General features: G+C 54.4%; 21 protein-coding genes and 1 other RNA gene. 13 read left to right on the top strand and 9 right to left on the bottom strand.

All coding sequences use genetic code 11. The annotated features are described in order from the left end of the window. Positions 1 to 2: 2 nt before the first annotated feature. From ACVWSC_RS03790 to ACVWSC_RS03810, 5 genes are all read left to right on the top strand, one after another. A complete protein-coding gene (locus ACVWSC_RS03790) occupies positions 3 to 1,007 on the top strand; it encodes a branched-chain amino acid ABC transporter permease (RefSeq protein ID WP_442112115.1) in 1,005 nt (334 codons plus the stop codon). Positions 1,008 to 1,088: 81 nt separating this feature from the next. Next, complete coding sequence (locus tag ACVWSC_RS03795) at positions 1,089 to 2,357, top strand: OprD family porin (RefSeq protein WP_442112116.1); 1,269 nt, start codon at positions 1,089 to 1,091, stop codon at positions 2,355 to 2,357. Between the two features lie 121 nt (positions 2,358 to 2,478). Then, entirely contained in the window at positions 2,479 to 2,994 is a 516-nt protein-coding gene (locus ACVWSC_RS03800) for a sigma-70 family RNA polymerase sigma factor (RefSeq protein ID WP_442112117.1), read from the top strand. Continuing rightward, positions 2,981 to 3,970: a FecR domain-containing protein gene (locus ACVWSC_RS03805; RefSeq protein WP_442112118.1), complete on the top strand. Its 990-nt coding sequence runs from the start codon at positions 2,981 to 2,983 to the stop codon at positions 3,968 to 3,970. Before ACVWSC_RS03800 ends, ACVWSC_RS03805 begins: the two co-directional genes overlap by 14 nt. A gap of 122 nt (positions 3,971 to 4,092) precedes the next feature. Further along, a complete protein-coding gene (locus tag ACVWSC_RS03810) occupies positions 4,093 to 6,498 on the top strand; it encodes a TonB-dependent siderophore receptor (RefSeq protein WP_442112119.1) in 2,406 nt (801 codons plus the stop codon). A 349-nt stretch (positions 6,499 to 6,847) separates the two neighbouring features. Here the strand turns inward: ACVWSC_RS03810 and ACVWSC_RS03815 are convergent, their stop codons facing one another. Further along, complete coding sequence (locus ACVWSC_RS03815; protein ID WP_442112120.1) at positions 6,848 to 8,716, bottom strand: DNA/RNA helicase domain-containing protein; 1,869 nt, start codon at positions 8,714 to 8,716, stop codon at positions 6,848 to 6,850. A gap of 24 nt (positions 8,717 to 8,740) precedes the next feature. Beyond that, on the bottom strand, positions 8,741 to 9,124 hold the full coding sequence (locus ACVWSC_RS03820) for a nucleotide pyrophosphohydrolase (protein WP_442112121.1): 384 nt from the start codon (positions 9,122 to 9,124) through the stop codon (positions 8,741 to 8,743). Between the two features lie 665 nt (positions 9,125 to 9,789). Between ACVWSC_RS03820 and ACVWSC_RS03825 the strand changes: the two genes are divergently transcribed. From ACVWSC_RS03825 to ACVWSC_RS03845, 5 genes are all read left to right on the top strand, one after another. Continuing rightward, positions 9,790 to 10,068: a type II toxin-antitoxin system HigB family toxin gene (locus ACVWSC_RS03825; RefSeq protein WP_027915442.1), complete on the top strand. Its 279-nt coding sequence runs from the start codon at positions 9,790 to 9,792 to the stop codon at positions 10,066 to 10,068. Beyond that, entirely contained in the window at positions 10,058 to 11,272 is a 1,215-nt protein-coding gene (locus ACVWSC_RS03830; protein WP_176683250.1) for an ImmA/IrrE family metallo-endopeptidase, read from the top strand. The genes ACVWSC_RS03825 and ACVWSC_RS03830 overlap by 11 nt, the downstream gene beginning before the upstream one ends. Next, on the top strand, positions 11,269 to 12,411 hold the full coding sequence (locus ACVWSC_RS03835; protein WP_442112122.1) for a beta family protein: 1,143 nt from the start codon (positions 11,269 to 11,271) through the stop codon (positions 12,409 to 12,411). Before ACVWSC_RS03830 ends, ACVWSC_RS03835 begins: the two co-directional genes overlap by 4 nt. Before the next feature lie 227 nt (positions 12,412 to 12,638). Next, positions 12,639 to 13,148, top strand: coding sequence for a hypothetical protein (locus ACVWSC_RS03840; protein ID WP_442112123.1), 510 nt, complete (start codon positions 12,639 to 12,641; stop codon positions 13,146 to 13,148). After that, on the top strand, positions 13,148 to 16,450 hold the full coding sequence (locus tag ACVWSC_RS03845) for an RNA-directed DNA polymerase (protein WP_442112124.1): 3,303 nt from the start codon (positions 13,148 to 13,150) through the stop codon (positions 16,448 to 16,450). The genes ACVWSC_RS03840 and ACVWSC_RS03845 overlap by 1 nt, the downstream gene beginning before the upstream one ends. Before the next feature lie 9 nt (positions 16,451 to 16,459). Here the strand turns inward: ACVWSC_RS03845 and ACVWSC_RS03850 are convergent, their stop codons facing one another. The 3 genes from ACVWSC_RS03850 to ACVWSC_RS03860 all read right to left on the bottom strand — a co-directional run bounded on the left by ACVWSC_RS03850 (position 16,460) and on the right by ACVWSC_RS03860 (position 19,917). After that, complete coding sequence (locus tag ACVWSC_RS03850; protein ID WP_442112125.1) at positions 16,460 to 16,741, bottom strand: hypothetical protein; 282 nt, start codon at positions 16,739 to 16,741, stop codon at positions 16,460 to 16,462. Further along, a complete protein-coding gene (locus ACVWSC_RS03855; protein ID WP_317659929.1) occupies positions 16,738 to 17,718 on the bottom strand; it encodes an integrase domain-containing protein in 981 nt (326 codons plus the stop codon). Before ACVWSC_RS03855 ends, ACVWSC_RS03850 begins: the two co-directional genes overlap by 4 nt. Before the next feature lie 942 nt (positions 17,719 to 18,660). Continuing rightward, on the bottom strand, positions 18,661 to 19,917 hold the full coding sequence (locus ACVWSC_RS03860; RefSeq protein WP_442112126.1) for an integrase domain-containing protein: 1,257 nt from the start codon (positions 19,915 to 19,917) through the stop codon (positions 18,661 to 18,663). Positions 19,918 to 20,271: 354 nt separating this feature from the next. Between ACVWSC_RS03860 and ACVWSC_RS03865 the strand changes: the two genes are divergently transcribed. The 3 genes from ACVWSC_RS03865 to ACVWSC_RS03875 all read left to right on the top strand — a co-directional run bounded on the left by ACVWSC_RS03865 (position 20,272) and on the right by ACVWSC_RS03875 (position 21,903). Continuing rightward, entirely contained in the window at positions 20,272 to 20,823 is a 552-nt protein-coding gene (locus ACVWSC_RS03865) for a hypothetical protein (RefSeq protein WP_442112127.1), read from the top strand. Positions 20,824 to 21,198: 375 nt separating this feature from the next. Then, positions 21,199 to 21,426, top strand: coding sequence for a hypothetical protein (locus ACVWSC_RS03870; RefSeq protein WP_442112128.1), 228 nt, complete (start codon positions 21,199 to 21,201; stop codon positions 21,424 to 21,426). 183 nt (positions 21,427 to 21,609) lie between these two features. Then, positions 21,610 to 21,903, top strand: coding sequence for a DUF3077 domain-containing protein (locus ACVWSC_RS03875; RefSeq protein WP_442112129.1), 294 nt, complete (start codon positions 21,610 to 21,612; stop codon positions 21,901 to 21,903). Between the two features lie 45 nt (positions 21,904 to 21,948). On the opposite strand, the gene ssrA is transcribed toward ACVWSC_RS03875, so the two are convergent. From ssrA to lldD, 4 genes are all read right to left on the bottom strand, one after another. Then, positions 21,949 to 22,340: a transfer-messenger RNA gene (ssrA, locus tag ACVWSC_RS03880) on the bottom strand. A gap of 101 nt (positions 22,341 to 22,441) precedes the next feature. Next, a complete protein-coding gene (locus tag ACVWSC_RS03885; RefSeq protein WP_442112130.1) occupies positions 22,442 to 22,714 on the bottom strand; it encodes a hypothetical protein in 273 nt (90 codons plus the stop codon). 151 nt (positions 22,715 to 22,865) lie between these two features. Next, positions 22,866 to 25,676: an FAD-binding and (Fe-S)-binding domain-containing protein gene (locus ACVWSC_RS03890; RefSeq protein ID WP_442112131.1), complete on the bottom strand. Its 2,811-nt coding sequence runs from the start codon at positions 25,674 to 25,676 to the stop codon at positions 22,866 to 22,868. An 80-nt stretch (positions 25,677 to 25,756) separates the two neighbouring features. Next, positions 25,757 to 26,902 (bottom strand): FMN-dependent L-lactate dehydrogenase LldD, encoded by a 1,146-nt coding sequence (gene lldD, locus ACVWSC_RS03895; RefSeq protein ID WP_442112132.1) that lies wholly within the window; start codon positions 26,900 to 26,902, stop codon positions 25,757 to 25,759. Positions 26,903 to 26,943 lie beyond the last annotated feature (41 nt).

Raw genomic sequence — 26,943 nt, forward strand, 5'->3', positions numbered from 1 at the left:
CGATGACCAGTCTGCAAATCAAACCGGCTGCAGCGCACCTGCAACCGCAAGTGGTGCTGGAGCGGCAACAGGCCGCCACACGGCGCAAACGCTGGTTCTACCTGGCGCTGTTCGCCGTCGCCCTGGTCGCGCCAGTCGCGATCTACCCCGTGTTCCTGATGAAGTTGCTGTGCTTTGCCCTGTTCGCCTGTGCCTTCAACTTGCTGCTGGGCTATGCCGGGTTGCTGTCATTCGGGCATGCGGCGTTTCTGGCCACCGGCGGCTACGTCACCGGCTTTTTGCTCAGCCACTACAGTGGCCTGGGCACCGAGTGGGGGATTCTCGCCGGCACCCTGACATCGGCGCTGCTTGGCCTGGTCTTCGGGCTGTTGGCGATCCGTCGTCAGGGCATCTACTTCGCCATGATCACCCTGGCATTGGCCCAGCTGGTGTTTTTCATCTACGTCCAGGCCCCGTTCACCGGCGGCGAGAACGGCCTGCACGGGGTACCGCGCGGTGAGCTGTTCGGGGTATTCGACCTGAGCAACAACCTGACGATGTACTACTTCGTGCTGGCCGTGTTCGTGTTCGGTTACGCGGTGATCCAGCGCACCATCCACTCGCCCTATGGTCAGGTACTCAAGGCCATCCGTGAGAACGAGCCACGGGCGGTTTCCCTGGGCTACAACGTCGATGCCCACAAGCTGCTGGCTTTCGTCATTTCGGCTGCACTCACCGGCCTTGCCGGCTCGACCAAAACCGTGGTGTTCCAGCTGGCGTCCTTGACCGACGCGCACTGGCACATGTCGGGCGAAGTGATCCTGATGACCTTGCTGGGCGGCGTTGGCACGGTGCTCGGGCCTCTGGTGGGCGCCACCGTGGTGGTCACCCTGCAGAGCTATTTGTCCAACGGCCCGCTGGGGGAATGGGTGCACGTGATCCTCGGGGTGATCTTCGTCGCCTGCGTGCTGCTGTTCCGGGTCGGCATTGTCGGCTGGGTGCTCAAATTCAGCCGCCGCAACTTCTAGATCAACGTTGCCATCGCCATTGGGAGCGCCCGCGCGGAGTGCGCGGGTGTGCTGCACAACAACAATAAAAAAGAGAGCCTTATGCACGTCAAACGATCTACTCGCATTGTTCAACTGACTGGCATCGCCAGCGCTATCGGGGTGTGCATGCCGGCCTCGGCCGCGTTCGTCGACGACAGCAAAGCCAGCGTCGAAATGCGTAACTTCTACATGAACCGCGACTTCCGTCAGGCTGGCGCCGCGCAGAATAAAGGCGAGGAGTGGGCGCAGGGTTTCATCCTGCGCGTTGAGTCGGGTTTCACCGAAGGCCCGGTGGGCGTGGGCGTCGATGCCCTGGGGCTGTTGGGCGTCAAGCTCGACTCCAGCCCGGACCGTGCCGGGGTCACCGGCTTGCTGCCTCAGGGGCCACAGTCCAAACGTGCCCCGGACGACTACAGCGAAGTGGGCCTGACCGGCAAACTGCGGGTTTCCAAAAGCACCTTGAAGGTCGGCACCCTGATGCCGAAATTGCCGGTGTTGGTGCCAAACGATTCACGCCTGTTGCCGCAGACCTTCCAGGGCGGGCATTTGAACTCGATGGAGCTCGACAACCTGAGCTTCAACGCAGGCCGCCTTACTCAGGTCAGCCAGCGTAACTCGTCGAACCGCGAAGACATGACCGTGATGAAGGGCCCGCGCCGCAACATCATCACCGGCGCCAACCCCACCACTGACCAGTTCGACTTCATTGGCGCTGACTACAAATGGACCAACGCGCTGACCACCGGCTACCACTACGCCCACCTCGATAGCCTGTACAAACAGCACTTCCTGACCCTGACCCACACCTTGCCGGTGACCGAGGGGCAGTCGTTGAAGACGGACTTGCGTTGGTCCAGCGCCGACGATGACGGTAACAGCAACGTCGACAACCGCATGCTCGGCGCGATGTTCACCTACGCGATCGGTGCCCATGCGTTTGGCGTCACCTATCAGAAAATGAGCGGTGATACCGGCTTTGCCAACGTCAACGGCGCCGACCCGTACCTGGTCAATCTCGTGCAGATCAACGACTTCGCCAACCAGGATGAACGCTCCTGGCAGGCGCGGTATGACTTCAACTTTGCTGGTATCGGCATTCCTGGCCTGACCTTCATGACCCGTTACGTCAAAGGCGACAACGTCAATCTGGGGGCTGCACCGGGGGATGGGAAGGAGTGGGAGCGCAACACCGACATCGGTTATGTGATCCAGAGTGGCCCGCTGCAGAACGTCGGCATCAAATGGCGGAATGCGACCGCGCGCAGCAGCTTCGCTAGCGACCTGGATGAAAACCGTTTGATCCTCAGCTACAGCCTGCCGCTCTGGTAACAGGGTTTCGGTAAAAGCCGCCAGCCCAAGGCTGGCGGCCCGATTGCCACAAGCATTTACCTGAGCCTCGGCACGTGAATATAATGCGAGTCATTATCAATCACGTCTTGCCGGGATGCCGATGCGCAGCGATGAAACACTAGGTACTGCAGATCTAGCGCTGCTCTATCGCACCCACCATTCCTGGTTGCATGGCTGGCTGAGCCGCCGCCTCGGCTGTCGTGAAAACGCAGCGGATCTGGCGCAAGACACCTTCGTGCGTCTGCTCAAGTCCCGGCAAATAAGCCCCTTGCGCGAACCGCGTGCCTATCTGAGCAGCATCGCCCGCGGCCTGATGATCGACCAGTACCGTCGCCGCGAACTCGAACGCGCTTACCTTGAAAGCATCGCGCTGCTACCTGAGCAAGAGGTTCCCTCGGAAGAAAGTCGGCTGCTGATTCTTGATGCTCTTGAGCGCATCGACCGCATGCTCAGCACGCTTAAACCCCGAGTTCGCCAGGCGTTTCTACTGGCCCAGCTCGACGGCTTGAGCTGCCCGCAAATCGCTAAAGCATTGGGCGTTTCCCGCGCGACCGTGGAGCGCGACCTGGCCAAGGCCCTGCAGCATTGCTATCGCTTGCGCTATGTCGAAGCGTGAGTCGCAGGCGCTGGATCAGGCCGTGGTCGACCAGGCGATCCACTGGCTGGTGTGCCTGCGCTTCAATCAAGCCGATGAGCAAACACAGCGCAGCTTTGAGCAGTGGCTGCAACAGCGCCCGGAGCATCTGTTGGCGTGGCAGCGGGTGGACGCGCTGGGCGATGATTTCGCCGGCATCCCAGCGCAATTAGCCCGGCAAACCCTGAACGCCAGCAACGCCGGAATGCACCGTCGGCAAAGCCTGAAGCTACTGGGGGTGTTGGCCACCGTGGGTGGCGCGGCCTGGCTTGGTCGCGATTACACGCCGCTGCCGGCCCTGCTCGCTCAGCAACAGAGCAACACCGGCGAGCAACGACACTTCCAGCTCGATGACGGCAGCCTGATCCAGCTCAACAGCGACAGTGCGGTCGACAGCCAGTTCGACGCACAGCGGCGCCTGATCATCCTGCGCCGTGGCGAAATCATCGTGAATGCCGGTGCCGATGAACACTCAGCGCGAGTGCGACCCCTCTGGGTACAGACACGCGATGGCGTCATACGTGTCCTCAGTGGCCGCTTGCTGGCGCGCCAACGTGACGACGGCACTTTGCTCGCCGTGCAGGGCGGGGCAGTCAACGCATTTCCTGGCTCGACGCAAACCCTTGCCGGTAGCGGCAGCCACATCGTTCTGGGCGCAAATCAGCTGCTGTTCACAACCGATGGCGCCCATGAGTACGGGGGTAACGGCCTGGATGTATGGGGCTGGAGCGACGGGGTGATCAGCGCACGCAATATGCGCCTCAGGGACTTTGTTATGGAGTTGTCGCGCTATCGCCCCGGCGTGTTGCGCTGCGCTGAAGAGGTTGCGGACCTTCGAGTCTCCGGCACGTTCCAACTCGCCGACAACGATCAGGTACTGGCATTGGTCGCGCAGTCACTGCGCTTGCGCGTTGATTACCGCACCCGTTACTGGGTGACGCTGACCGCCGCCAGTTGAGTCGATTTTCACCTCGCGGCCACCGCAAAAAAATAAATGAGGTGGTTTCTCATTCTCGTTCGACCTGTAAGGAAAGCCGAAGTACTGGCCAATCTGCCGACCCCTTTCCACGGAGCGAGTACATGAGTTCGTCCCCAGTGCCACAGCGTCATCCCTTGAATCGAGCCTTACACGCTGCGGCCTTTGGTTTGATCATCAGCAGCTACGCGCTGCCCTCGCTGGCGCACGCTGCGAGCGCTGAGCACAGCAACCAGATTCAGCAGTGGAACATCCCGGCCGGCCCATTGGCGCCAGCGCTCGACCGCTTTGCTCGTGAAGCGGGCATCAGCCTGTCTTTCGATGCGGCGAGCGTAGCGGACCGCAACACCCGTGGCGTTAACGGTTCGTACGAGACCTCGGCAGCACTGTCATCGCTGCTGCAGGGCAGCGAGTTGCAGGCTGAGCTGCTAGGCCCGAATGCGTACCTGATCACACCTGCGGACAAGCCCGCTGGCCCGCTCGAACTCGGCGCCACCGAGGACTACCGCCTTGCGCCAGTCATCATCAATGCCAAGGTCAAAGCCAGTGCCGACGATGACGCCAACTCGGTGGTAGCCAAAGAGCTCTGGGTTGGCGGCAAAGTCGCGACCAGCATCCTCAACACACCGGCTTCGGTGTCGGTGGTCACCCGCAAGGAAATGGAACAGCGCAGCGTCAGCACCACCGAAGAGGCGCTGCAATACACCCCCGGCGTCGTCAGCGACTTTTATGGCTCGGACGACCGCAACGACTACTTCCAGATCCGCGGCTTTCAGGCCACCACCTACCGTGACGGCCTGACCCTGAGCTCGATGCGCGGTGTGCGCGAAGACCCCTTCGCCTACGAGCGCATCGAAATTCTGCGTGGCGCCAACTCCACCCTGTTCGGCCCGGCCGACCCGGGTGGCTCGGTGAACTTCGTGACCAAACAGCCGCGCTTCGAACAGTTCGGCCAGGGCTATGTCACCTACGGCTCCTTTGACCATGCCGAAACCGGCATCGACGTCGGCGATGCATTGAACGACGACAACACCGTGGCCGGGCGCTTCACCGCCAAAATGCAAAACAGCGACCGCGAATACGACCACTCGCAGGACGACGAACGTTTCGTGATGGGCGGCCTCACCTGGGCGCCCACCGACTACACCTCGGCCACCATGATTCTCGACTACCTGAAAACCAACAGCTCGCCGAACAGCGGCGGCTACCCGTTGGACAAGGAATACGACCGCAGCGATTTCTACGGTGAGCCCAGCTACAACTTTCACGACGTCGAACGCACCAGCCTCAGCGGCAACATCACCCACGACTTCGACAACGGCTTCGTGCTGCGCAGCAACCTGCGTTACAGCGAGCTGACCGACAACTACGGCTACGTTTACCTGAGCGATTCCGCCACGCGTGTTGGCACCAGCATCCCGCGCTACCTCCTGGGTAGCGACAGCGATGCCGACCAGTTCAACGGCAACCTCATGCTGCAATACGATGCCCGCTTCGAACACATCGACAGCAGCACCCTGGTCGGCGTGGAATATCTCGACTCGTCGAGCAAAGAAAGCTCCGTGTACGACCTGGCATCGCCGATCGACATCGCCAACCCGGTGTTCACCGGTGTTTCCAGCGCACTCACGCCTTACACCCGCAAGAAGAACGACGCCACAACCAAAGCTGTTTTCCTCCAGCAGAACCTGTCGTTCTACGAGCGCTTCATCGTCACCGGCGGCGTGCGCAACGACTCCATGGAACTGTCCAGCAAGGGCTACAACCAATTCTCCAGCCCGGTGCAATTCGACGATAACGACAGCTTCTCCGAAACCTCTTACCGCGGCGCACTGACCTACATCGTCAACGATGAAGTCTCCACCTACGTCAGCATGGTGGAATCCGTCTCGCCCCCTCAAGTCGGTGTTACACCGCAGACCGGCAAACAGTACGAAGTCGGCGTGAAGTACTCGCCGATCGGCATGGACGCACTGTTCTCCGCAGCCGTTTACGACCTGACCCAGGAAAACGTCACCATCGCCGTCGTGCTGCCGAGCGGCATCATCGAACAGCAGACCGTTGGCGAATCGCGAGTACGCGGCCTCGACCTGGAAGCCAAAGCGCAAGTAACGCAAGACCTCAGCCTGATCGGCGCTTACTCCTACATGGAGTCCGAGGTGGTACGCGGAACCTTGTACGACGGCTCCTCGCTCAAGGGCAACGAGTTCACCACCGCGCCGAAGCACTCTGCTTCGCTATGGAGTTACTACAACGTGCCCGGCACCGACGTGAGTGTTGGCTTGGGCGCGCGCTATGTGGGGGCTTATTACATGGATGCCGCCAACACCAAAAAAAGCGACGGCACCACCTTGTTTGATGCCGCCTTCAACTACCAGATTGCCAAAGGCACCGACCTTGCGGTGAACGTCAGCAACTTGCTGGATGAGCAGCATGTGGTGGGGTCTGGGACGGCGAACTACTACAACCCAGGGCGGGAAGTGACTGCCAAGGTGAGTTACAGCTGGTAAAGCGGTGAAACTGTAGGAGCGGGCTTGCCCCGCGAGGCGATGTGGCAGATGAACCGCCATCGCGGGGCAAGCCCGCTCCTAATTACAGGTGATAGCCAATGGGCCGGGGTAATCTGAAACAAGGCGGTATCTATATGTTTTTTCTGGTTAATGATTTATTGGTCAACATGTTTGGAATACCAGTTGGAACGCTGCGTGGTCTGGATTCCGATGGACGGTGCTTTTTGAGCTCCACCCCAAAAACGAATCGGGTCCAAATCTATCAAGCAAATGGTCGTGCTGTTGATTGTCGCCCCTGCGCGTACGATGTCCCCACTCGCACGTACAGGAGCTCCTGACAACGATACCGTCAATGATTACCGTGCTGGCTAAGCCGACTCTCGAAGTACTGCGCAGTCTCTTTGTCGGTGCAGTACAGGTAGCAACCCTTCATCCCGCGTGTCATCAGGGTTCGGTACGTATTTTTGATGATCAGGTCTGTTTCACTTTTCGCGAGGGTAGGTTGCTCTTTCATCATTTTTTTCCAGCCGCGAATCGATTTATCGTGCTTGTCGCGCTCATCTGGGGATGTCACGACCTTACCGTCACGTACGACTAGGTCTGGCCCGATGATCACCCCGACGTAGTCGACTTCCAAACCTTGGCAGGTATGAATGCAGCCAACCTGCTCAATGGAGTTCTCAGCGATGATCCATAGGCTGCCATCCTGATCCAGGTTCCATTGGCGTTTGTAGTCACCAATCACGATATCAGCAGCGGTGGGGTCTTTCTTGCTCAACCAAGGCCAGCAATAGCCCGCGACCACACGAGCTTTGTTCCCGTGGTTTTTCTCGTTGATTGCGTCATGCATCGCCTGAGGTGAGTCGAACACCTTAAACTCGTACTCTTGTGTCTCAAGCGTCGGATTTGCCGTCGAGCGAATGCCTAGCGTGTCATCCAGCCATGCCAGGTAACCGTCAGAACCACTGCAGCGAAACTGCGAAGACAGCACGTGTTCTTCAACCACAGCACCCTTGGCTTTCGCAAAGGCGCGAATCGCCTGCTTGCTGCCGATATCGCTCAAGGTTACACGCTGGTCCTCATCAATGAAGAAAATGGAGCATTTCGCTGAGTCAATCAGCTCCTTGATTTGGTTCTCCCCAAGGTTTCCATAAAGCCCGCTTTTCTCATTCAGTCGGTGAGCTTCGTCCACGATGAGCGCATCGAATGTGTTGGGCTCAGTGTCGATGAATGCCCCAGAGCCTGAAAAGAAATTTGAGAAATGGCTGCGCTTGATGGTGCCAACTAGTTTGCTTTCGTAGACCTTGCGAGGGGCGGCATTCTTGGAGACGTATTTGCTCATCAGCTTCAATTCGGTGAGCTTCACCAGCAGATTGATAGCCAGAACAGTTTTTCCGGTGCCCGGTCCACCTTCGATGATCATCACCTTGGGTGCTTGGTCCGAAGCCTCGCTTGCCGCCGCCAGCGCCGACTCAAAAATTGCTTTCTGATCGTCAATCAACACGAACTCGGGTTTGCCTTTCATCAACCCGCTGAGGGCTTCGGCTAGCGCCTTGGACGGGCGAATTTTTCCTTCGGACAGCTCATACAGCACCTCTTTGTTGTCGCCATGGGTTATATGCTTTTTCAGAAAACTTCTGAGTTTACTGAGCTCTTCCGGGCCTTTCAGAAACAGCGGAGCATTGCTGATGTGGGGCTCATAGTGGGCTGAATCTATGACCCCGTCGCTGATGTAGTTATGGAGGTAGGCACACGGACGGATTTCGATGCTTTTGTCATACACCGCCTCGTTGAAGCCTTCCAACAGCGCTGCATATGACCACACCTGATAGGACGGGTGAATGGTCTCAATGAGACCGCCACCCAAGGCCGTTTTGACGATGGCATCCTTGGTTGTTGCGGTGGCCTTACTCCATTGCTTCAGCTCGATCAGTACGGCCTTTTTTGCCTGGTTCTCGTCGCGACCGGTGAGTAGAAAGTCGATTCGCTTTGACGACTGCGGAATGTGTAATTCAATGGCCAGGCCTGCATCGCTGGGGAGGCCCTCATCTCTAAGGACCTTGGCCATGTACGTCAGGGACCCTTGCCACGACCTGATTTCCGAGGAGCCAACATTCTTGCCGGTAGCTTCCTTGTAGTGCCTGAGGATCACCTCCTCAATGTCATCGTTATCGTTGTCTTTAAGAAATTGCTGTTTGGTCGCAGCGTAAACGATCACGGTTTGTCCTTAGGTGCGTGTTGGTCAGAGTCGGTCGTACTTTTTGCTGGTGCTTCTGGCTTTATCCACCGGGTACTTCTGGTCATTCGAGGCGATTTTTTGTGTCACCGCCTCGTTGAGGTCAATGCCAAGTACGCTGCTCAGGCGAACCAGGTACATCAGAACATCCGCCAGCTCATCCTTGATGGCTTGGCCGATTTCGGGATCTGTTGCGGAGGAGATCGAATCCGCATCGCTCATCCATTGGAAAATCTCGCAGAGCTCACCTACCTCGCCAGTGAGAGCTAGGATGAGATTTTTGGGGGAGTGGAACTGCTGCCAGTCGCGATCATCTGCGAACCGCTGGAGCGATGCGGCAAGCTTCACTACGTCAACCAGTGGCGCTGATGAACTGTCTGAGTGACTCACGGGCTTATCTCTTGGGTATCGGTGAGGGGCTGAATCAGGTGTAGGAAATCCGGTCTTGGATTGTAAGGGTTTTCGCTGTATGAGCAGATTTTTTGTGTTTTCTCTCTCACGTGCGGTCTGCCGGCGGAACTCCTTGTAGGCGTTCTTGCTTTGGGCGTGGGGAATTGTTCCGTCAAAAAACAAGTCTTCCACTGCTTGTCGGTGGGCGTAGCTCAGTTAACCGCAATAACGATTATGCCCAGCGAACAGCGGCCTTTTCTTCGCCCTCATAGCGTGTGCAGATAGAGCGGCAGTGCGTTCCTGTGGTTGGCACTTTCCAATTGCTGCCTGTTTGCTAAGCAGTCGCTCACCTAGCTTTGCGAGGTCGGCAGACTCCAATAGTGAGGCGGCAGGTGACAATCTGCGCAGTTTCTGGCCTTACACGTGGGGACACAGCAGCCAGTGTCGTTGCTACCCAGAGTAATGATGCGGCGCATGGTGGCCGAGCTAGATTTCTTGCGGGCTTCCCTAGCTATCCACCGCCATTCCCCCACAATTCAGCTGCTTGTTGCGGGCGATGGTAAAACGCTACCATTGGATTCATGCGGTGTTCCCGTTTTGGGAATTTATGCGATTGACGCGCGTTCGAAAGGGATTTACATTGATCCCAAATTGGGAACATTACTATGCATCTGGTTGGCAAGGACATACTCGATAGGCTGAGAGGGCGTGGACCAGAAATTGACACGTGGGTCAGCGCGTGGGTTGCTGAAATTATCCATGCGGTGTGGACGCAGGAATCTGATCTATTTGACCAGTTTCCCTCGGCAAAAGAGCGGAAGTCCGGTGTTTTTATTTTTGAAGTGAATTTAGCAAAGTGCTGGTTAGAGGTGAAAATTGTGTTTCCTCAAAAAATAGCCCTCATAACCGCGCTATTAGGTGCAGAAGAAATTGATGGACACTAAGGTCATAAAAACAGAAGAACAGCATCGAGCTTATCTGAGTGAAGTGGATAGGTTGATGTCAATGATGCCTAAGCCTGGTTCTTCAGAAAGTAATCGCCTTGAGGTTCTGATTCTTCTTATTGAAGATTATGAGAGTAAAAAACATCCGATAGATGCCCCTGACCCAATCGATGCAATTCTGTTTAGGATGCACGAGAGAAATTTAAAGCAAGCAGATTTGATTCCTTACTTTGGCACTAGAAGTAGGGTTTCGGAAGTTCTGGGTCGCAAACGACCCCTGACTGTTCCTATGATAAAGGCTCTCTCGGTCGGATTGGGGATTTCGGCAGAGACCTTACTTGGGTTATCCCATACAGAAGAAAAGAAATCGACCGACGAAGTTGACTGGTCTAGATTCCCAGTGAAAGAGATGGTTGCTAGGGGATGGATTGATAAAGCTATAGGGAAGGCCTCCAAAACTACTGAGGAAACGCTTCGGGAGTTCGTGTCCCTTATAGGATGGCAGTTCGGTGAGGCTGCATTCAGGCGTACACCATTGGGTGATGCATACTCACCGACTACGAAATATTCTCTGTATGTATGGCTTCTTAGGGTTATTCAACGTGCTAGAGAGAGTAGTCATCTTTTAGGTACATTTGACCAGAGTAAGCTGTCGAATTCATTTTTGAAGGATTTGGCCCAGTTGAGTTGGTTTGAGAATGGACCTCTCCTAGCTATCGAGTTTCTTAAGAAACATGGTATAGCAGTGATAATTGAACCTCATCTGAAGGGTACCATGTTAGATGGTGCTGCGTTGAAAGATGTAGATGGAACTCCTGTTATAGGTTTGACGCTTAGGCACGATCGATTAGATAACTTCTGGTTCACGTTGCTTCACGAAGTTGCACATATATGGAAGCATATTGGTAATGAAGAAGCTTTCCTAGATGACTTAGATGCTTCTTCAGAAGATAGAAGAGAGTCGGAAGCAAATCGAATAGCCAGAGAAGCTTGTATACCTAGGGTTACTTGGAAGCGCTCTGGCGCCTACTTAGATCCCAGCAGGGAAAATATAGATAAGTTATCCAGAGAGCTAAAGATACATCCTGCTATTATTGCAGGCAGAATCCAGCGAGAGAGAGAAAACTACCAGTTGTTTTCTGATTTGTTGGGGCGTGGCGAAGTTAGAAAAATGCTTTCTAATAATCTTAATGGTGAGTTATGAAACTTATTTACGTCCCAATTTTGAAAGCTAAACCTGGTGAGCTCACTGCTCTTGCCGAGCTAAAAAAGTTTGCGGCAGAAAAAATTGTACCTTGGTTCGATATTTCACCAGTTAACGATGATAAGTTAGAAAAGCTTAGCGGTCAGCTGTTTCCTCCGATCGAGTCCTATTTGAGCGGTATTGCTGCAGAGATCTCCACTGTTTGGAAAGGTCGTCAAATTTTCTTAGATATGCCAAAGTGGTCTACTAATGCTCAAACAGAGGGTGGGGAGCATGTTATTCCATTTCTTCGAAACCAGCTGGAATCGCTTCGCGTTAAAACAAATCTAGTTGTCGATTATGTCCGATGGGATGATCCTGTATACGTTAATGCGCTTCGTGGAGCTCGCCTATCCTCAGCGTGTGATTTTGTTCTGCGTCTTGTTATGGATTCAGATACCGTGGAGGAACTCTCTGAAGAGGATTTTGTATTAGAACGTCTGAATGAGATAACTGATACTTTGGACCTTGATCCAGTCCTTGTCATGGTTATGATCGACTTTGGAGACGTATCCTCCCAAAAGCACACTGTTCCTGATATTGTGTCTAAGTCGGAAAAAGCGATAGCTTTGTTGAAAAGAGCTGGATTTAATAATTTTAGAGTGGCGGGCTGTTCGCTTCCTGCTTTTATATCTTCGGCGATTAAGGATCAAAATAGCACTGGCTTGGTTCTTCGCAAAGAGATGTCTGCATGGAGAACTTTGGTTGTACAGCCGGGATTCGAGTCGCTTGGTTTTAGCGATTATGGCATCCGCGGTCCCAATTCTAAAGAGACAGGTGGGCCGTCGAATGCGAACGGAAAAATTCGTTATACCATTCAGGAAGAGATGTTCATCGCTAGAGGTTACCCTCTGACAGAGGGGCTCAAAGGTGTTCAGCATCAGGAGCTTGCAAGGTTAGTTATTGCATCAGGTCACTGGGCTACAGAAAAGTTCAGTTGGGGTGACAATGAGATTTATCGTTGTAGCCAGGGTGAATTTTCGGGGACGTCTTCAGATTGGATCTCTATTGACACCAACCACCATATACACTCGGTTGTGCATGAGGTAATAGAGTATAAAGAACTTGTTGCTGCAAAGCATGCGAGGCAGTTTGTATGAAGCTGTTGTTTTAATTTGCTTTTAATTGGCCGTTCAGGCGAATAGCTGAAACAGCATGTTACAGCTTTTCGTGCATGAAGTATCTTCAGTGATTTAGGTTTTGTATTTTAGCCAATCGCGGATATGGTTTGTGCGGGGTAGGTATGCATACGATATGTAGTGATTTCAATTAGTTTGTAATTAGTAACAACAAATTAGAATGATTGTAAATTTCTGAGCTATGAAAAATGGGATTACTTGCAAGTAAATATCGTGCGCTACAACCTACCTTTGAGTATCTGACAGATAAAGTTGTGCTTGCTCAAGCCTGGAAAAAGGCGCATCAGTATATTCGGTCGACGAATTGGTACGCTGACAATTTTGAGCTCGATAGGTCTGCACTAGATCTAGATGAACGTCTCAATCATTGGATTGCAGAATTAAAGAGCCCTGAATTTTCTTTCGACGCATTACGGCTAGTGCCTGCGCCTAAAGCTGAGCGTTGGGCTTTTGTTAAGGCTCAAGATCTAAATGTATTAGATATGGGGTTGCACGATTGGACTTTTGATGCATCAGAAACTTATACTCATAGATGGTCTCCCGAGGCAAAAAAACCGAAACCACTTAGACCTTTAGCCCATGTTTCCATTCGTGATCAATGCTTACTGATGGCGCTCATGATGTGCTTGGTAAATAAGGTCGAATCTAGTCAAGGTAATGCGGCTACACCTCTAAATGAAGTCCACCAGAAAAAATAGTGAATTATGGTAATCGCCTCTATTGTCAGTTCAAGGGCTCTGATGCGACATTCGCATGGGGTAACAGTACGAGCTATAGTAAGTACTTTTCGGATTACCAAAAATTCCTTGCCAGGCCTTTATATTTTGGGGCGGAGGCGCTGCAGCAGAAGCACAAGGGGCAACAAGTCTTTGAAGTTCATTTAGATATAGCTAAGTTTTACGATAATATAGATCGTAACAAGTTAGTGTCTGGTATTAGAGACCTGTGTGATAACAATCAAGATCCGATCGTTGAGCGGTTGCTAGAAAGCCTTGTTAGTTGGAAGTGGGACGAAGCTAGTCCAGCTATTTATGAAGAAGTATGCAAAAGTGATCAAGAAAATATTCCAAGTGGGATCCCGCAGGGCTTGGTTGTGGGTGGTTTTCTAGCGAATATTTATCTTTTGAATTTTGATGAGGTGGCTCAGGCTCTAATAGGTCAAGATCTTTCGGATAAAATCCGTCTTGTAGATTACTGTCGCTATGTCGACGATATGAGATTGATTCTGTTAGTGGACGACGGTATTCGTTCGGAAGAAATTAGGTCTGTGATTGATGAAAAGATAGGTTGCTATCTTCTAGCGCTTGGCCTGAAATTCAATCATGATAAGACTAAAGTAGAGAAGTTTATATATAAGCGTTCTGGAATTTCTACGAAACTTAAGGATATTCAAAGCAAGGTCAGCGGCCCGTTATCTGCCTCGGAAGTAGATGAGCAGCTTGGTCATCTGGAGGGACTGATTGGTCTGGCGGACAGTCTGCGAGACTCCCAAACTGATCAGGATAACACCAACCCGCTTGCAATTATCGAAGCGCCTAGTAATGACGTTCGTGATGACACGCTGTTACGATTTTCGGCTAATAAGATTCATTCCTTGTTGAAGCAAAAGCGAAGTTTTTTTTCGCAAGAACTAGATGAAAATGGTAACCCTAAACCAGGAACCTGGGATTACCTACAGGAAAGGATGGCCCGAAAATTTATTTCATGTTGGAGTAAAGATCCATCTTTAACTCTTTTGTTGAAAAAAGGATTAGAGCTATTTCCAGATAAGCGAATCCTGAAGCCTGTGTTGGGTCAGCTAATGTCGGTCGCTCAGCGTGAGGCTGAAGTCCACCAACAGCAAGTTGCTCAATATTGTTTGGGGGAGATTTTTCGTCATGCGGCAACAGTAATACACACAAAAGATAAATGGACATTTCCAGCGCATGCTGACACAAATGGTTTTTTTGAGCACCTGCAAAATCTAGCGGTAGATATCATTTCTTCTTCGTCTGCTCATAAAAATCTTATTGATCAGGCAATGTTTTATTGCTTGGTTAGGAATGACTCTCCCTTAGATCAAGATACAAATAGTGATGATTTTAATGTCATTACAAAGATGATGAAGGGATATCGTAATACTTCAGCAAAAATGAGTGCCGCCGATTTTGTGGCAAATGCACTTCTATCCTATCAGTTGTCGTGTGATAAGGGATTGGTCGTTCGTGCTGTCAGTTGTTTGCTAGAAAAGGCTTTTGCAAAGATTTTTCCTTTTCCTGCCGGTAGTCTATGTAGATTAGATGTAAAAATATTTTGCAAAAAAATAGCTGTTGAGTCACCAGCTTTTTTGTCTGCCTTAGCTGATTATGCAAAAAATAACGATTGCCGTTGGATATCTGAATGCAAAGACGTTATGGAAAAGGCCGGCCTATTTCAGTTGGCCATTACCGGCGACCTTAACCGTTTTAATGGAAAGCCTATTTCATTACTTGGGGTTGTCAAAAGGTCAGATAATCCGTTTGCACATGAGAATTCCGCTCTTGCTTTGTTGCAGGCATTGCTGAGTGGTGGTGACTTCGATTGTGAATTGGGTTCTTTAACTGAATATTCGTTAGATCTCATTTCTAATATTGATCTAGGGAAGTGTACGATAACATGCTCAAACTGGGGCAAGATTCAGTCGTTGGATGTTCGATTCAGTATCGTGATTGACTTCGATGAAGATCCGATATTTCCTTTGCCGGAATGGATCGAGGAAAATCACAAGCCTCTATACAGGTTAGGCATCTTCCTCCGTAGTTGCTTAATGGGAAATGTTGACTGGTCTTCAATGAGCTCTGCTGACTCAAGTCAGGCTCGATATATAGGTTTGAGATCGAGTTTTGTGAAGCGTCAGTTAGGCATGATGCACTCTCCTGAAGCTTTGAATGGTGAGACGGCACCTATGTCTAACTGGGTTTCCAGTCTTTTGTTTGCTTTACTGCAATGGCCGGGAACCAATTTGCACGAGGGGAATTATGAATGGCCAAAAATTTGGGATATTAAATCCCTTCAGAAATTAACAATTGAGCGCTTGAGGTATCAGAAGAAACTATTCTGTACGATGACAGGTATTCCTGCATATGTAGAAAGATTTAGCTTTGATTGGCAGAAAGACAAGAAGTCACTAAAGGTTGTTATGGTCCAATCTTTGTTGCCATTGAAGGGCGACTTCCAAGAGCATGGGCTTATGTTGGATACACCAAAATATAGGTCTAGACACCGTAGGCACATAGCTTCTGTTGCTGAGTTGATTTTACACAAAGCTCATAGTCAGCGTAGTATTGATGATCTTAACTACAAAGATAGTAGTATAGATCTTATAATTTGGCCGGAATTATCAGTTAGTGAACAAGATACTGATATTTTGCATCAGCTCGCGAATAAAACTGGGGCAATGATCTTTACAGGTTTAACTTTTATGAAGCTTCATGGGGTGGAGGGTCCTAATAATGTAGCAAAATGGCTCATACCTCAAAAGCTTTCAGCGGGTAAGAAATTTATAAGTAGGCTTCAGGGTAAGTTTAATATGATGAAGGACGAAGTAGGCAAGGTGAAACCTTGGCGCCCTTATCAGCTGTTAATTGAGTTAGTTCACCCGGCTTTTCCGAAGGATAAAGGATTTACGCTCTCGGGGTCAGTATGCTACGATGCTACTGATATAAAAATTAGTGCTGATTTGAAAGATAAGTCGGATGCATACTTGGTCGTTGCATTGAATCAAGATGTGACCACATTTGATTCAATGGTGGATGCTTTGTATTATCACATGTACCAGCATGTTGCGCTGGTTAATACTGGTGAGTTTGGCGGTTCGGTTGCAAAGGCGCCATATAAAGAGCGCTATGATAAACTTATAACTCATGTTCATGGTTCTAATCAAGTGTCGATATCTTCTTTTGAAATGAACATGTTTGATTTTCGCAGCGTTGGGTCTAGTTATAGGTCTGGTAAAAAGGTAAAAACTAAACCTGCAGGGTGAGCTGGCTTGTTATAGGAAGTTTTTAAAGGCGTTTTGTTTTTCAAGGCGCTTTATTATTAGTCTGATGGTGATTTTATAGTAATTCCAAGTGGCTTCGCTTCGGCCATTTCTTTTGTTTGCAAGAAACCAAGCAATATGTTTGCGTTTCCAGGCCCATGGATTATCTCTACTCCACCGATCAGCGATTGCTGCTTGAATTGTCTTCGCCTGGCAAATGTGGCGTTGGCGGGTGGAGTAAGAACCGGTCAAAACGCTTGCCAGGAATAGGTCCATGTCGAATGACTTACTCATGCGCGCCCTCCAATGTAGGCAGCTACCACATCGACTCGACCGTGCCCCAGTTCATAGCTGATTTGCCTTCGTGCCTCACGATCAAGGTTCTTATCTACGAGGTAATACTGGCCTCCGTTGATAGGGGCACAGTGTTGGGTGATTTGTTCATAGCGCTCACATGCGTATGCCGCTCGCAGCTCATGGAAGCCTTTTAGGTTGTGTGCATGCAGGATGCACCGCACAGGGCGGATGATTTTTTGCAGAAAATTCAGATAGCTTTCGTCTGGCGCAATTAGGTTGTGGCTACCAGCAGGCGACACCTGCCGTGCAAACCCAAGCGCACCTCGAATATGGTCGTCCACCGCAATCCAACGCGGTGCCGAAGCGCCGGAACGACCGCCTTTGGTGCCATCCTGAATATTAATTCTGCCTAGGTCGTTAGCCTCACGGGTTAGCCGTGGCAGGTCAGCCAAGATGGTCTCACGCAGGCGCATGCCTGTGGCTCGCGCCAACAATACGATCGCGGCGGCCAGTCTCTGGTCACGACTGCAAAGCGCATCGACGATTTGCTCAACCTGTTTGCGATTCTGGCCCTGAGGGACTGCGTGACGAACCCCGCTGCGCTGCATACCCAACGCCTTGCTCGGACTGGGCAACTTCACGTACTGATCACCGCGAAGCGCTGCCATGGTTCTGTTAACGCTGGATAGCCGGTTTTGTGCGGTGCTGACGGCGAGATCACCACGCCTAACAATGTCGCGCAGATACGCCGCATAGTCGGCCAATACCTTTCGATCAATCTGCCGCGCATCATTGATACCGGGGCCCTGATCGGAGCGGCACCACTTCACGAATGCCTGCCACCGATCACAGTGCGCTTTGACCGTGCCGTAGTGGCCTCCGCCAAACATGTCTTTCAGCGCCTGCGGCCCTGCATAGCTCAGTTGCCTGCCGTAACCGAAATTACGACCATCGCGTCTACCCACCAATGCCATGTCAGTCACCTCATCAGCCGATCTCCGATCCTCGCCCCACGTCATCCCGCCAAGAATGCTGAGTGTTATCAGGGATCAAGGCCCCTGCGACCTGTGGGGAATGTCCTCTACGCGGGACTGGCGGCTCCTTACGACCGGGAGCAAGGGCATCTCATGACCTGGCCTCCTGAACACCGTTACCGGTGGGCGGGTGGAGGCAGCGCTGGCTGACGAGACCAGCGCCTGAAGATCCTGAGCCAGGTGCAAGCAGCAATGCGATGACCGGGGCATGCCTGACTGTCAGTCAGGTGCAGTCCATTCCTTGGTCTGCGGCACCATCATCTACAGCGCTGTTGCTGGTGACATCGGCGTTTGTCACGCCGATTGTCACGAGGGGGAATGCCGCAAAGCCTTGTGCAATGAGGGCTGCAGCAGTGGTAGAAGTGCCCGTCTCTTTCCAGAAGAAAGAGACGGGCGCAGGTTGGCGCAATATTCGGCCAAGCGGATAGGTTGCTGCAGGGCAGCGAGGTACGGTGTGTCTGGCGCACGAGCGCTATAGGTATAAGAGCATCCATCACATGGGTAGTGACCGGGCGAGCTGCCGGATGCGAATCGCCCTTGGGCTGAACCACCGCCAGAGCGGCGTGACCTTTAAGGCTCGGGTCACCTGGGGTGCTGTCATCGACAGCCTTTGCACGGCCAGTTCTACGCCTGTGGATAAACCCGGTCAAGGGCCGAAATTAAGCGCCCTTGAGGACGTGAAAAGCGGTTATCCATCGGTGGAATTACTTGGTAAATCCCGGACAACGTCGTGGCTTTTAGCTCTTCAAAATGAGGTCCATCCAAACAGGGCGGCTTTGCAGCCCTGTTTGGATGGACCCGCGCTGAGAAGCAGATAAGCGAGGCTGCTTGCCCCGAATCTTGGACGTTCAGTTGTTTCCGCAATTCTTGCGCCGTACAGAGCTAGCGGATCGGTACCACGTTCTTGTCTCTGACTTGACCGTATGCTGAGGCAAGCAGGCTGCCGGTGGCGGCTTTCTGGATGTACTCACTCCACCAGGCCATCATCGGTCGTCTGCGTTCAATGTAGTCGGCTCGGTTGTAGGCGCTGCGCACCTCATCCTTGTCGACATGCGCCAGTGCGACCTCAATGAGTTCGGGGTCCCACCCATGTTCATTCAAGATGGTGCTGGCCATCGAGCGCATACCGTGGCTGACCAATCGATCCTGAAAGCCCATGCGTTTCAATGCCATGTTGGCGGTCTGGCTATTGGCGTGGGTGCGTGGATTTCTATCGGCCGGGAAGACGTATTCGCGATGGCCGCTGTGAGTCTTCAGTGACTCCAATAGTGCGACAGCATGATCACTCAACGGGATGCTGTGTGGACGGCGCTTCTTCATACGCTCCGGTGGGATAGTCCAGACACGCCTTTCGAAGTCAATGTCTGCCCAGCGAGTAGTCGCCGCCTCGGCGGGGCGGGTCATCGTGTGCAACTGCCATTCGATCAGGCAGCGGGTGGTGCGTTTGATGCTGGCGTTCGCGATCTCCAGCATGAGCTCCGGGAGCTCTTCGGGTGGAAGCGCAGCCATGTTCTCTTTTTTGGGCTTCTTGAAGACTGCCCTGATGCCGTTGAGCGGGTTGGCGAAGATCAGGCCGGAGTTTACGCCGTAGGTCATGATCTCATTTAGTCGCTGGCTGAGACGCTTGACCGTCTCCAGGCTGCCTTTCGCTTCGATTGGGCGAAGCAATGCGATCACCATCGGAGCGGTGATCTTCGTCAGTGGCGTCGTCTTCAAATCGGGGAACACGTGCAGCGTGAGCGATCGCCAAATGTCCTCGGCGTAGGCCGGGGTGACCGAGTCTTTCTTGAGTTCAAACCAGGCGGTGGCCACGTTCTCGAAGGTGTGTTCGGTTTCCGCGCGTTTGGCTTCATTCAACGTATTGCGCTGCACCTTCGGATCGATGCCTTGAGCGAGCAGCTCGCGGGCTTCGACTGCCTTCTTTCGTGCGTTCGCCAGTGACAGTTCGGGGTAGGTCCCGAAGCCAATGTTGATGCGCTTCTTGGTCACCGGTTCGCGGTAGTTGAAATTCCACAGCAACGAGCCGTTGCTGCGTACGCGGAGCTGCAAACCGTCACCGTCAGTGAGGACATAATCCTTGGACGCGGGTTTGACTCCTTTGAGCTGTCGATCGGAGAGGCGGAGGTTTTGAGCAGGCATGAGATTGTCCTCAAGCACTGATTCGGTATTCCAAAGATTAGCAGCGGATGAGCTGGAATACCGTCTGGAATACCCGAATGGCTGGAACTCAAAAACTCTTGAAAGACCGCAAAAGCGCTGGAGGCCGCGGATTTACTGGGTCGCAGGCACAAAAAAAGACGTCCGTGGACGTCTTTTTTTGATCATTTGGTGGAGCCGGGGGGATTTGAACCGCCGTTTGCGCGTAGGTAAAAATGTTTAAAGCCAAGAAGTGAAAGGTTTACGCATGATTGCTGACGTTTAATATGCCACCAACAAGGCGATTCGGTTGGTACGCGAGCGCTAGAGAAACACAACAGACGCAAGGATGCAGCAATGGCAGTAAAAGCGCTGGTATACGGTTGGGCCAGCTATCTAGTTATAGCGTGGGTCACCAGCCTAGGCATTTTCTACAGCGATATCGCACTCAGCAGTGATCTGCACCAATGGCTGCCAGTTATTGCACGCGCTCAAGACTATTTCGTTGCGCACGGGCAGTTGGACTTTTTGAAGAAAACCGCCTGGATTTACGAAAAAGACCTCGTGCTTCTGGCAATCATGCTGGTTTGGCTTACCCTGGTCTGCCGGTTTTCGCTGCGTGTGAGTGCAATTGGTTTCCTCAGGATGGCCAACTACAGAAAAAACTACCTTGGGCTGCTTCTCTTGTTCGGGGCGGGCATTGTGATCACGGCAGCCATTCTTGGGCCGGACATGGAACGGTCCACTTTGGGTATTTTCAGCAACAAGCTGTACCGCTTCAGTGTTTTGTTTGGCGCGTTCCATAACACGCTGCTTCTACCTACGCTGGTACCCCTCATAGCATTTGGCTTGAGCGGTTTTCTGGAGCCGATCAAAGAGCGCACCTCAGAGTGCTCTAAGCCAACCTGATGCAACCGAAGTACATTATGCGAGCCTTCTTGAAATAGTCTGCGCGTGTGAATTCAGCGAGCGTTTAGGCCGGCTTCTTTCAGAATTAACCGATACCCTGTAGTCCATTTCCGATTCATACTCCCGCAGCCTTCAAGCCATTGCGATGGTTCCTTTGGCGCTCTAGTCTCCCCGAGTCGTTGCCAATTCAGCGACCGGTTTTGACAGACCGCATCAAATGGAACCATCTGTGCAATCGCGTAATGGCGGCTGTGCGTGGGGCACCTTCGTGTGCGCCGGGTTTCTTCGTTTACCGGTCTGTCAACCCGCGTACAGCTGCCACCCCTTTGTTTGACAGCATGTGTGTGGCAGCTCCACTAAACGGAGTTAGACCTAATGCTGAAAATAGTTCCAGACCCGCCGATTCATCCGAACCATTCCCTCGAAGACATCCTCGTCCAGGTTACCGAGCACCTGATCTGCGCCCTGACAGTGGCTCAGCAAACCGTCCTGTTGCATGCCAGCCCACCCGGCCAGGTGCTGACCATGGCGGCCATGCATGAAATCGATAATGCCCGTGCTTTGGTGGATGTGGCGTTGAGTAGGGTTCAGTTGCTGCATTGATGTTGCGGTGAACTGGCTCGGTTGGGGGCGGGTTTGTCCCGTGATTGCGGTCTGTCTGGGGCATCGTATCGCGGGGCAAGCCCGCTCCCACAGGTGGTGCAAGACAGTTGCTCCCACCGGGGCTGTGCAGATTCTTAGCATGTGGGAGGCGATGGCTAATGCTGGGCAGCCAAGGAGGTTGGGATGGAGGATGAAGCAGGCAGGGGCTGTGTTTGTGGGCTGAAGACGGTAGGTGTTGGTTCATTCGGTGACGGCGAGGGCGGGGCGGGGGCCGGGCGGTTGTTTCGGGTTGAGCCGGGGCATTCAGCCGCGTTTGTGCTGGAACAGGCGACGCTGCTGATGGGCTGTGCGCAACAGCTGACGCTGGATGCCAGTATCGAACAGGAGGGCGCATCGAGCTGGGCTGCGCATTTTTTGATCGGAATGGCCAAGGCGCTGGTCGAGGACTTGGCGCATAGCTTGCCAAGCTCAACTTAGATTTCAGGCATAAAAAAAGACGCCCGTGGGCGTCTTTTCAGTGTTTGGTGGAACCGGGGGGATTTGAACCCCCGTCCGCCAGTGCTCCGCTGTCGGTACTACATGCTTAGCCGTGTCTATTGAGTTAATCCGCAGCCGCCCGACGGGCAGGGTGCTTTGGACGAGTTGTGTAAGTTTTAGCCGCTTCGTCCACAACGTACTGCACGGCGATCCTGTTCTGTATGACAATCACTTCGGGTTTACAGGCATCCCCTAGTGATTGCTGGAGCCGAAGCTACCAGGAGAGCGGGCTCAGCTGCTTACGCAGCGAGAGCGTAACCCTCGTAGTTTTCGTCATTGGCAACTATAGAAAGTTGCAACAGTGGATTTACGAGTTCTGTTACCAACTCGGCATGCACCTAGAGTTTCACGACCGGCGTCGAATCCTAATCGGCCCCATGTGTTGCGCTCTAGCTGAAGCGTTTTTCAACGCTTGTGAGGGAGTATACGCCATCGGTCGGGCGACGTCGACTGCGGTTCCAGTCGCCCTGCCAATTGACTACTGACCGCCTTTATCAACTTTCTCCAGGCGCTCAATTATTTTGCTGGTGATGGCGATGCAGTCTTTGTCGTTGCCAGCAGCCTGGGCCTTCTTGGCATCGTCGACATCAGTATTGATGGTCTTGTCCAACCCTTCCGAGGTGGCGCCAGCCATGGCCATCATGTTGTCGATTTTCTGCAGGTTGGTTGCACACAGGTCGTCAGCGGCAAATACCGGTGAAGCCAGCAGTGCGGCGCTCAAGAACAGTCCGGAAATCGCAGTACGCTTCATGTGAATCTCCTTGGCGGGATGGCCTTGGGAGGTAGGCCTTACTGGGTGGACTGCGGTGCTTTTCGGGGGTTCAGATTAATTTGATTGTGGGGTTCGCGGGGCAAGCCCGCTCCTACAGATGGCTGTGGGAGTGGGGTTGCCTGCTATGCATTCAAATTGTTCGTGCCCGGGTCACGCGGTCCACCAGATAAACTAGTCCGTGGTAATCAATCCCGCCATGATTCGACAGGCCGATTTCACAGGTGCGGCTGGTGGAGATCCCTTCGTTGCAGTACTGCACGGCGTCTTTGAGGTTGCGTAGCGAGTGGGCGTTGAGCTCGGGGGTGGTGAAGCCTTTGTCGCCGGCAAAGCCACAGCAGTGGATGCCTTCTGGAATCACCACCTGTTTGCTGCAGCGCCGCGCCAGGTCGATCAGGGCCTGGCTTTCGCCCAGGTGCTGGGTGCTGCAGGTCACGTGCACGGCAATCGGTTCGTCCTGGGGGGTGAATTCCAGTTTGTCGAGCAAGTGGGTGCGGATGAAGCGCACCGGGTCGTAGAGGTCCAGGCGGGTTTCGGCCAGGTCTTGCACCAGGCGCAAGGTGCACGGGCTGGTGTCGCAGTAGATCGGATCAAGCCCGCCGCGGCTGGCGTGGAGCAGGGCGTTGATCAGTTCCTGGCGTTTGTGTTCGGCCTGCTCGGCGTAGCCTTTGGAGGCGAACGGTTGGCCGCAGCACAAGTTGTCCTGGTTGTCCGGGAATACCACTTGGTAACCGGCTTTTTCCAGTAGGGCGCGGGTTTTGTCGAGCAGCGAGGTTTGCTCGCGGTCGGCTGCCGCCGGGCCCATCACTCGCGACACGCAGGCGGCCAGGTACACCACCCGCGGCCGGGCATCGTTGCTGGCGGGGCTAAGCGAAACGGTTTTGAGCGGTTGCGGCATGGCTGCTGTCCATTGCGGCAGGCGGCCATGGCTGATTTTGCTCAGGTGGCTGCTCAGGCGACTCAGGCGTGGCGCGCCGAGTAGTTTGCGTGCGCCGTTGGCAGCTCGCAGGGTAAAGCGTGCGCCGCTAAGTGCAGTGTGGAAGTTTTCCGCCAGCCAATCGGCGGCTTTCACATGTTCCGCAGCCTGGCCGCGCAGCTTTTTCACCAGCTCGCCGGTGTTGATCCCGACCGGGCAGCGCTGGGCGCACAAGCCGGTGGCCGCGCAGGTGTCGATGCCTTGGTACTGGTAGTCACGTTCGAGCTGACGGGTGTCGCTGCCCGCGCGTTTTTTTGCCTGGATGTCACGCCACATGACGATACGCTGGCGGGGGCTGAGGGTTAGTCCTTTCGACGGGCACACCGGTTCGCAGAAGCCGCATTCGATGCACTTATCGACGATCTCGTCGGCGGCGGGCAGCGGTTTGAGGTTCTTCAGGTGCAGTTGCGGATCGTCGGTCAGCACCACGTCGGGGTTGAGGATGCCGGCAGGGTCGAGCAAGCGCTTGAGCTGCCACATCAGTTGATAGGCATCGCTGCCCCATTCCAGCTCGACGAAGGGCGCCATGTTGCGGCCGGTGCCATGTTCGGCCTTGAGCGAGCCGCCGTATTCCACAGCAACCAACTGGGCGACTTCGTCCATAAAGGCCGAGTAGCGCGCGACCTGCTCAGGTGAGTCAAAGCCCTGGGTGAAGACGAAGTGCAGGTTGCCTTCCAGCGCGTGGCCGAACAGGATCGCTTCGTCGTAGCCGTGCTTGTCGAACAGGGCGATCAGGCGGTTCACGCCTTCGGCCAGTTTCTCGACCGGGAAGGTTACGTCTTCGATGATCACGGTGGTGCCGGTTTCGCGCACGGCGCCAACGGCGGGGAAGGTGTCTTTGCGGATGCGCCAGAGCTGGTTGTACACCACCGGGTCTTCGCTGAAGTCCACCTGCTTTTCCACCGGGAACTGGGCGATGGAGGCGCTGATCTGCGCCAGTTGCTCGTGCAGCAACGATTGCGTCGCGGCGCGGGATTCGATGAGCAGGGCGCAGGCGTTGGCCGACAGGCTCTTCACCCACGTCGGCATGCCTTGCATGTTCTCCACCGAGCGCAGGCTGCGGCGGTCGAGCAGTTCGACGGCGGACACCGGCTGCTGCTTGAGTACCGGCACGGCATTGCAGCAGGTTTCGACATCGGGGAAGACGATCAGCGCACTGGCTTTGTGCGGGTGGTCCGGCACGGTGTTGTAGGTCACCGCGCTGATAAAGCCCAGGGTGCCTTCCGAGCCCACCATCAGGTGAGTGAGGATATCCAGCGGTTCGTCGTAATCGACCAGCGCGTTCAGCGACAGGCCGGTGGTGTTCTTCAGTCGGTATTTGTGGCGAATCTTGGCGGCCAGCTCGGTATTGGCGCGAGTCTGGCGGCCCAGTTCGCTCAGTTGATCGAGCAGTGCCCCGTGGCTTTGCCGAAAGCTTGTAACGCTGTCGGCCAGCTCGCTGTCGAGCAGGGTGCCATCGGCGAGCAGCAGGCGCATGCCGGCCAGGGTGTGGTAGCTGTTTTGCGCGGTGCCGCAGCACATGCCGCTGGCGTTGTTGGCGACAATGCCGCCAATTTTGCAGGCGTTGATCGAGGCCGGGTCGGGGCCGATCTTGCGTCCGAACGGGGCCAGCCAGGCGTTGGCCTGGGCGCCGATCACACCCGGTTGCAGGCGAATCTGTGTACCGCCGTGGCGAATGTCGCTGCCATTCCAGTTGTCACCGAGCACCAGCAACACCGAATCACTGACCGCCTGGCCAGACAGGCTGGTGCCTGCGGCGCGGAAGGTGACCGCCACCTGATGGGCGTGTGCGGCTTTGAGCAGGGTGGCGACTTCTTCTTCGCGCTCGACGCGGATCACCAGTTTAGGGATCAGGCGGTAGAAGCTGGCGTCGGTGCCGAAGGCCAGGGTCGAGAGCGGGTCGTCGAAACGTCGCTCGCGGGGAATCAGGTGTTCAACCGTGTCGAGGAACGCGGCGGGCAGACTCATGCAATCTCCTCGCGGGGCCGCGGCATCTGACGCGCCGTGTGCCCCGGTCAATCAGGCGGTGATTGGTGCGGGCGCGGCAATCACGCGCCCAGTTCGCGTACCAGCGAGTCGCGGGTGATCTCGCTGATGGTCTTGGCACCAGTGAGTACCATGGCCACGCGCATTTCTTTCTCGAACAGATCCAGCAGGTTCTTCACCCCGGCTTCACCGGCAGTGGCCAGTGCATAGAGGAAGGCCCGGCCAATCAGCACGGTGTCGGCACCGAGGGCGATCATGCGCACCACATCCAGGCCGCTGCGAATGCCGGAGTCGGCAAGAATCTTCAGGTCGCCTTTCACAGCATCGGCAATCGCTGGCAGGGCGCGGGCGCTGGACAGCACGCCATCAAGCTGACGGCCACCGTGGTTGGACACGACGATGCCATCGGCACCGAATTTCACCGCGTCTTTGGCGTCCTGCGGGTCAAGGATGCCCTTGATCACCATGGGGCCGTCCCAGAATTCGCGAATCCATTCCAGGTCTTTCCAGGAAATCGATGGGTCGAAGTTATTGCCCAGCCAGCCGATGTAGTCGGCCAAGCCGGTTGGGCTACCGCGATAGGTAGAGATGTTGCCGAGGTCGTGCGGCTTGCCGAGCAAACCGACGTCCCAGGCCCATTGTGGGTGGGTCATGGCTTGCCAGACGCGACGCAGCGGCGCATTCGGGCCGCTCATGCCCGAGTGGGCATCACGGTAGCGGGCGCCAGGCACCGGCATGTCGACAGTGAATACCAGGGTGGTCACACCGGCCGCTTTCGCGCGCTCCAGCGCATTGCGCATGAAGCCACGGTCTTTGAGCACGTACAGCTGGAACCACATCGGCCGGTCGATCGCCGGGGCGACTTCTTCGATCGGGCACACCGACACCGTCGACATGGTGAAGGGGATGCCTTTGGCAGCGGCGGCACGGGCGGCCTGCACTTCGCCGCGGCGGGCGTACATACCGGTCAAGCCGACAGGGGCCAGGGCGACCGGCATGCTCAATGTCTCGTTGAACAGCTGGGTTTCCAGGCTCAGCTCGGACATGTTTTTCAGCACGCGCTGGCGCAGGGCGATGCCGGCCAGGTCTTCGACGTTGTGGCGCAGCGTGTACTCGGCGTAAGCACCACCGTCGGCGTAGTGGAACAGAAACGGCGGCAGCTTGCGTTGCGCTGCAGCGCGGTAGTCGGTAGAGGCAGAAATGATCATGTGGTCTCGCTGCGTCGGTTGAAAGGGCGGATGCCGGGCGC

The organism is Pseudomonas sp. NUPR-002 (assembly GCF_056322725.1).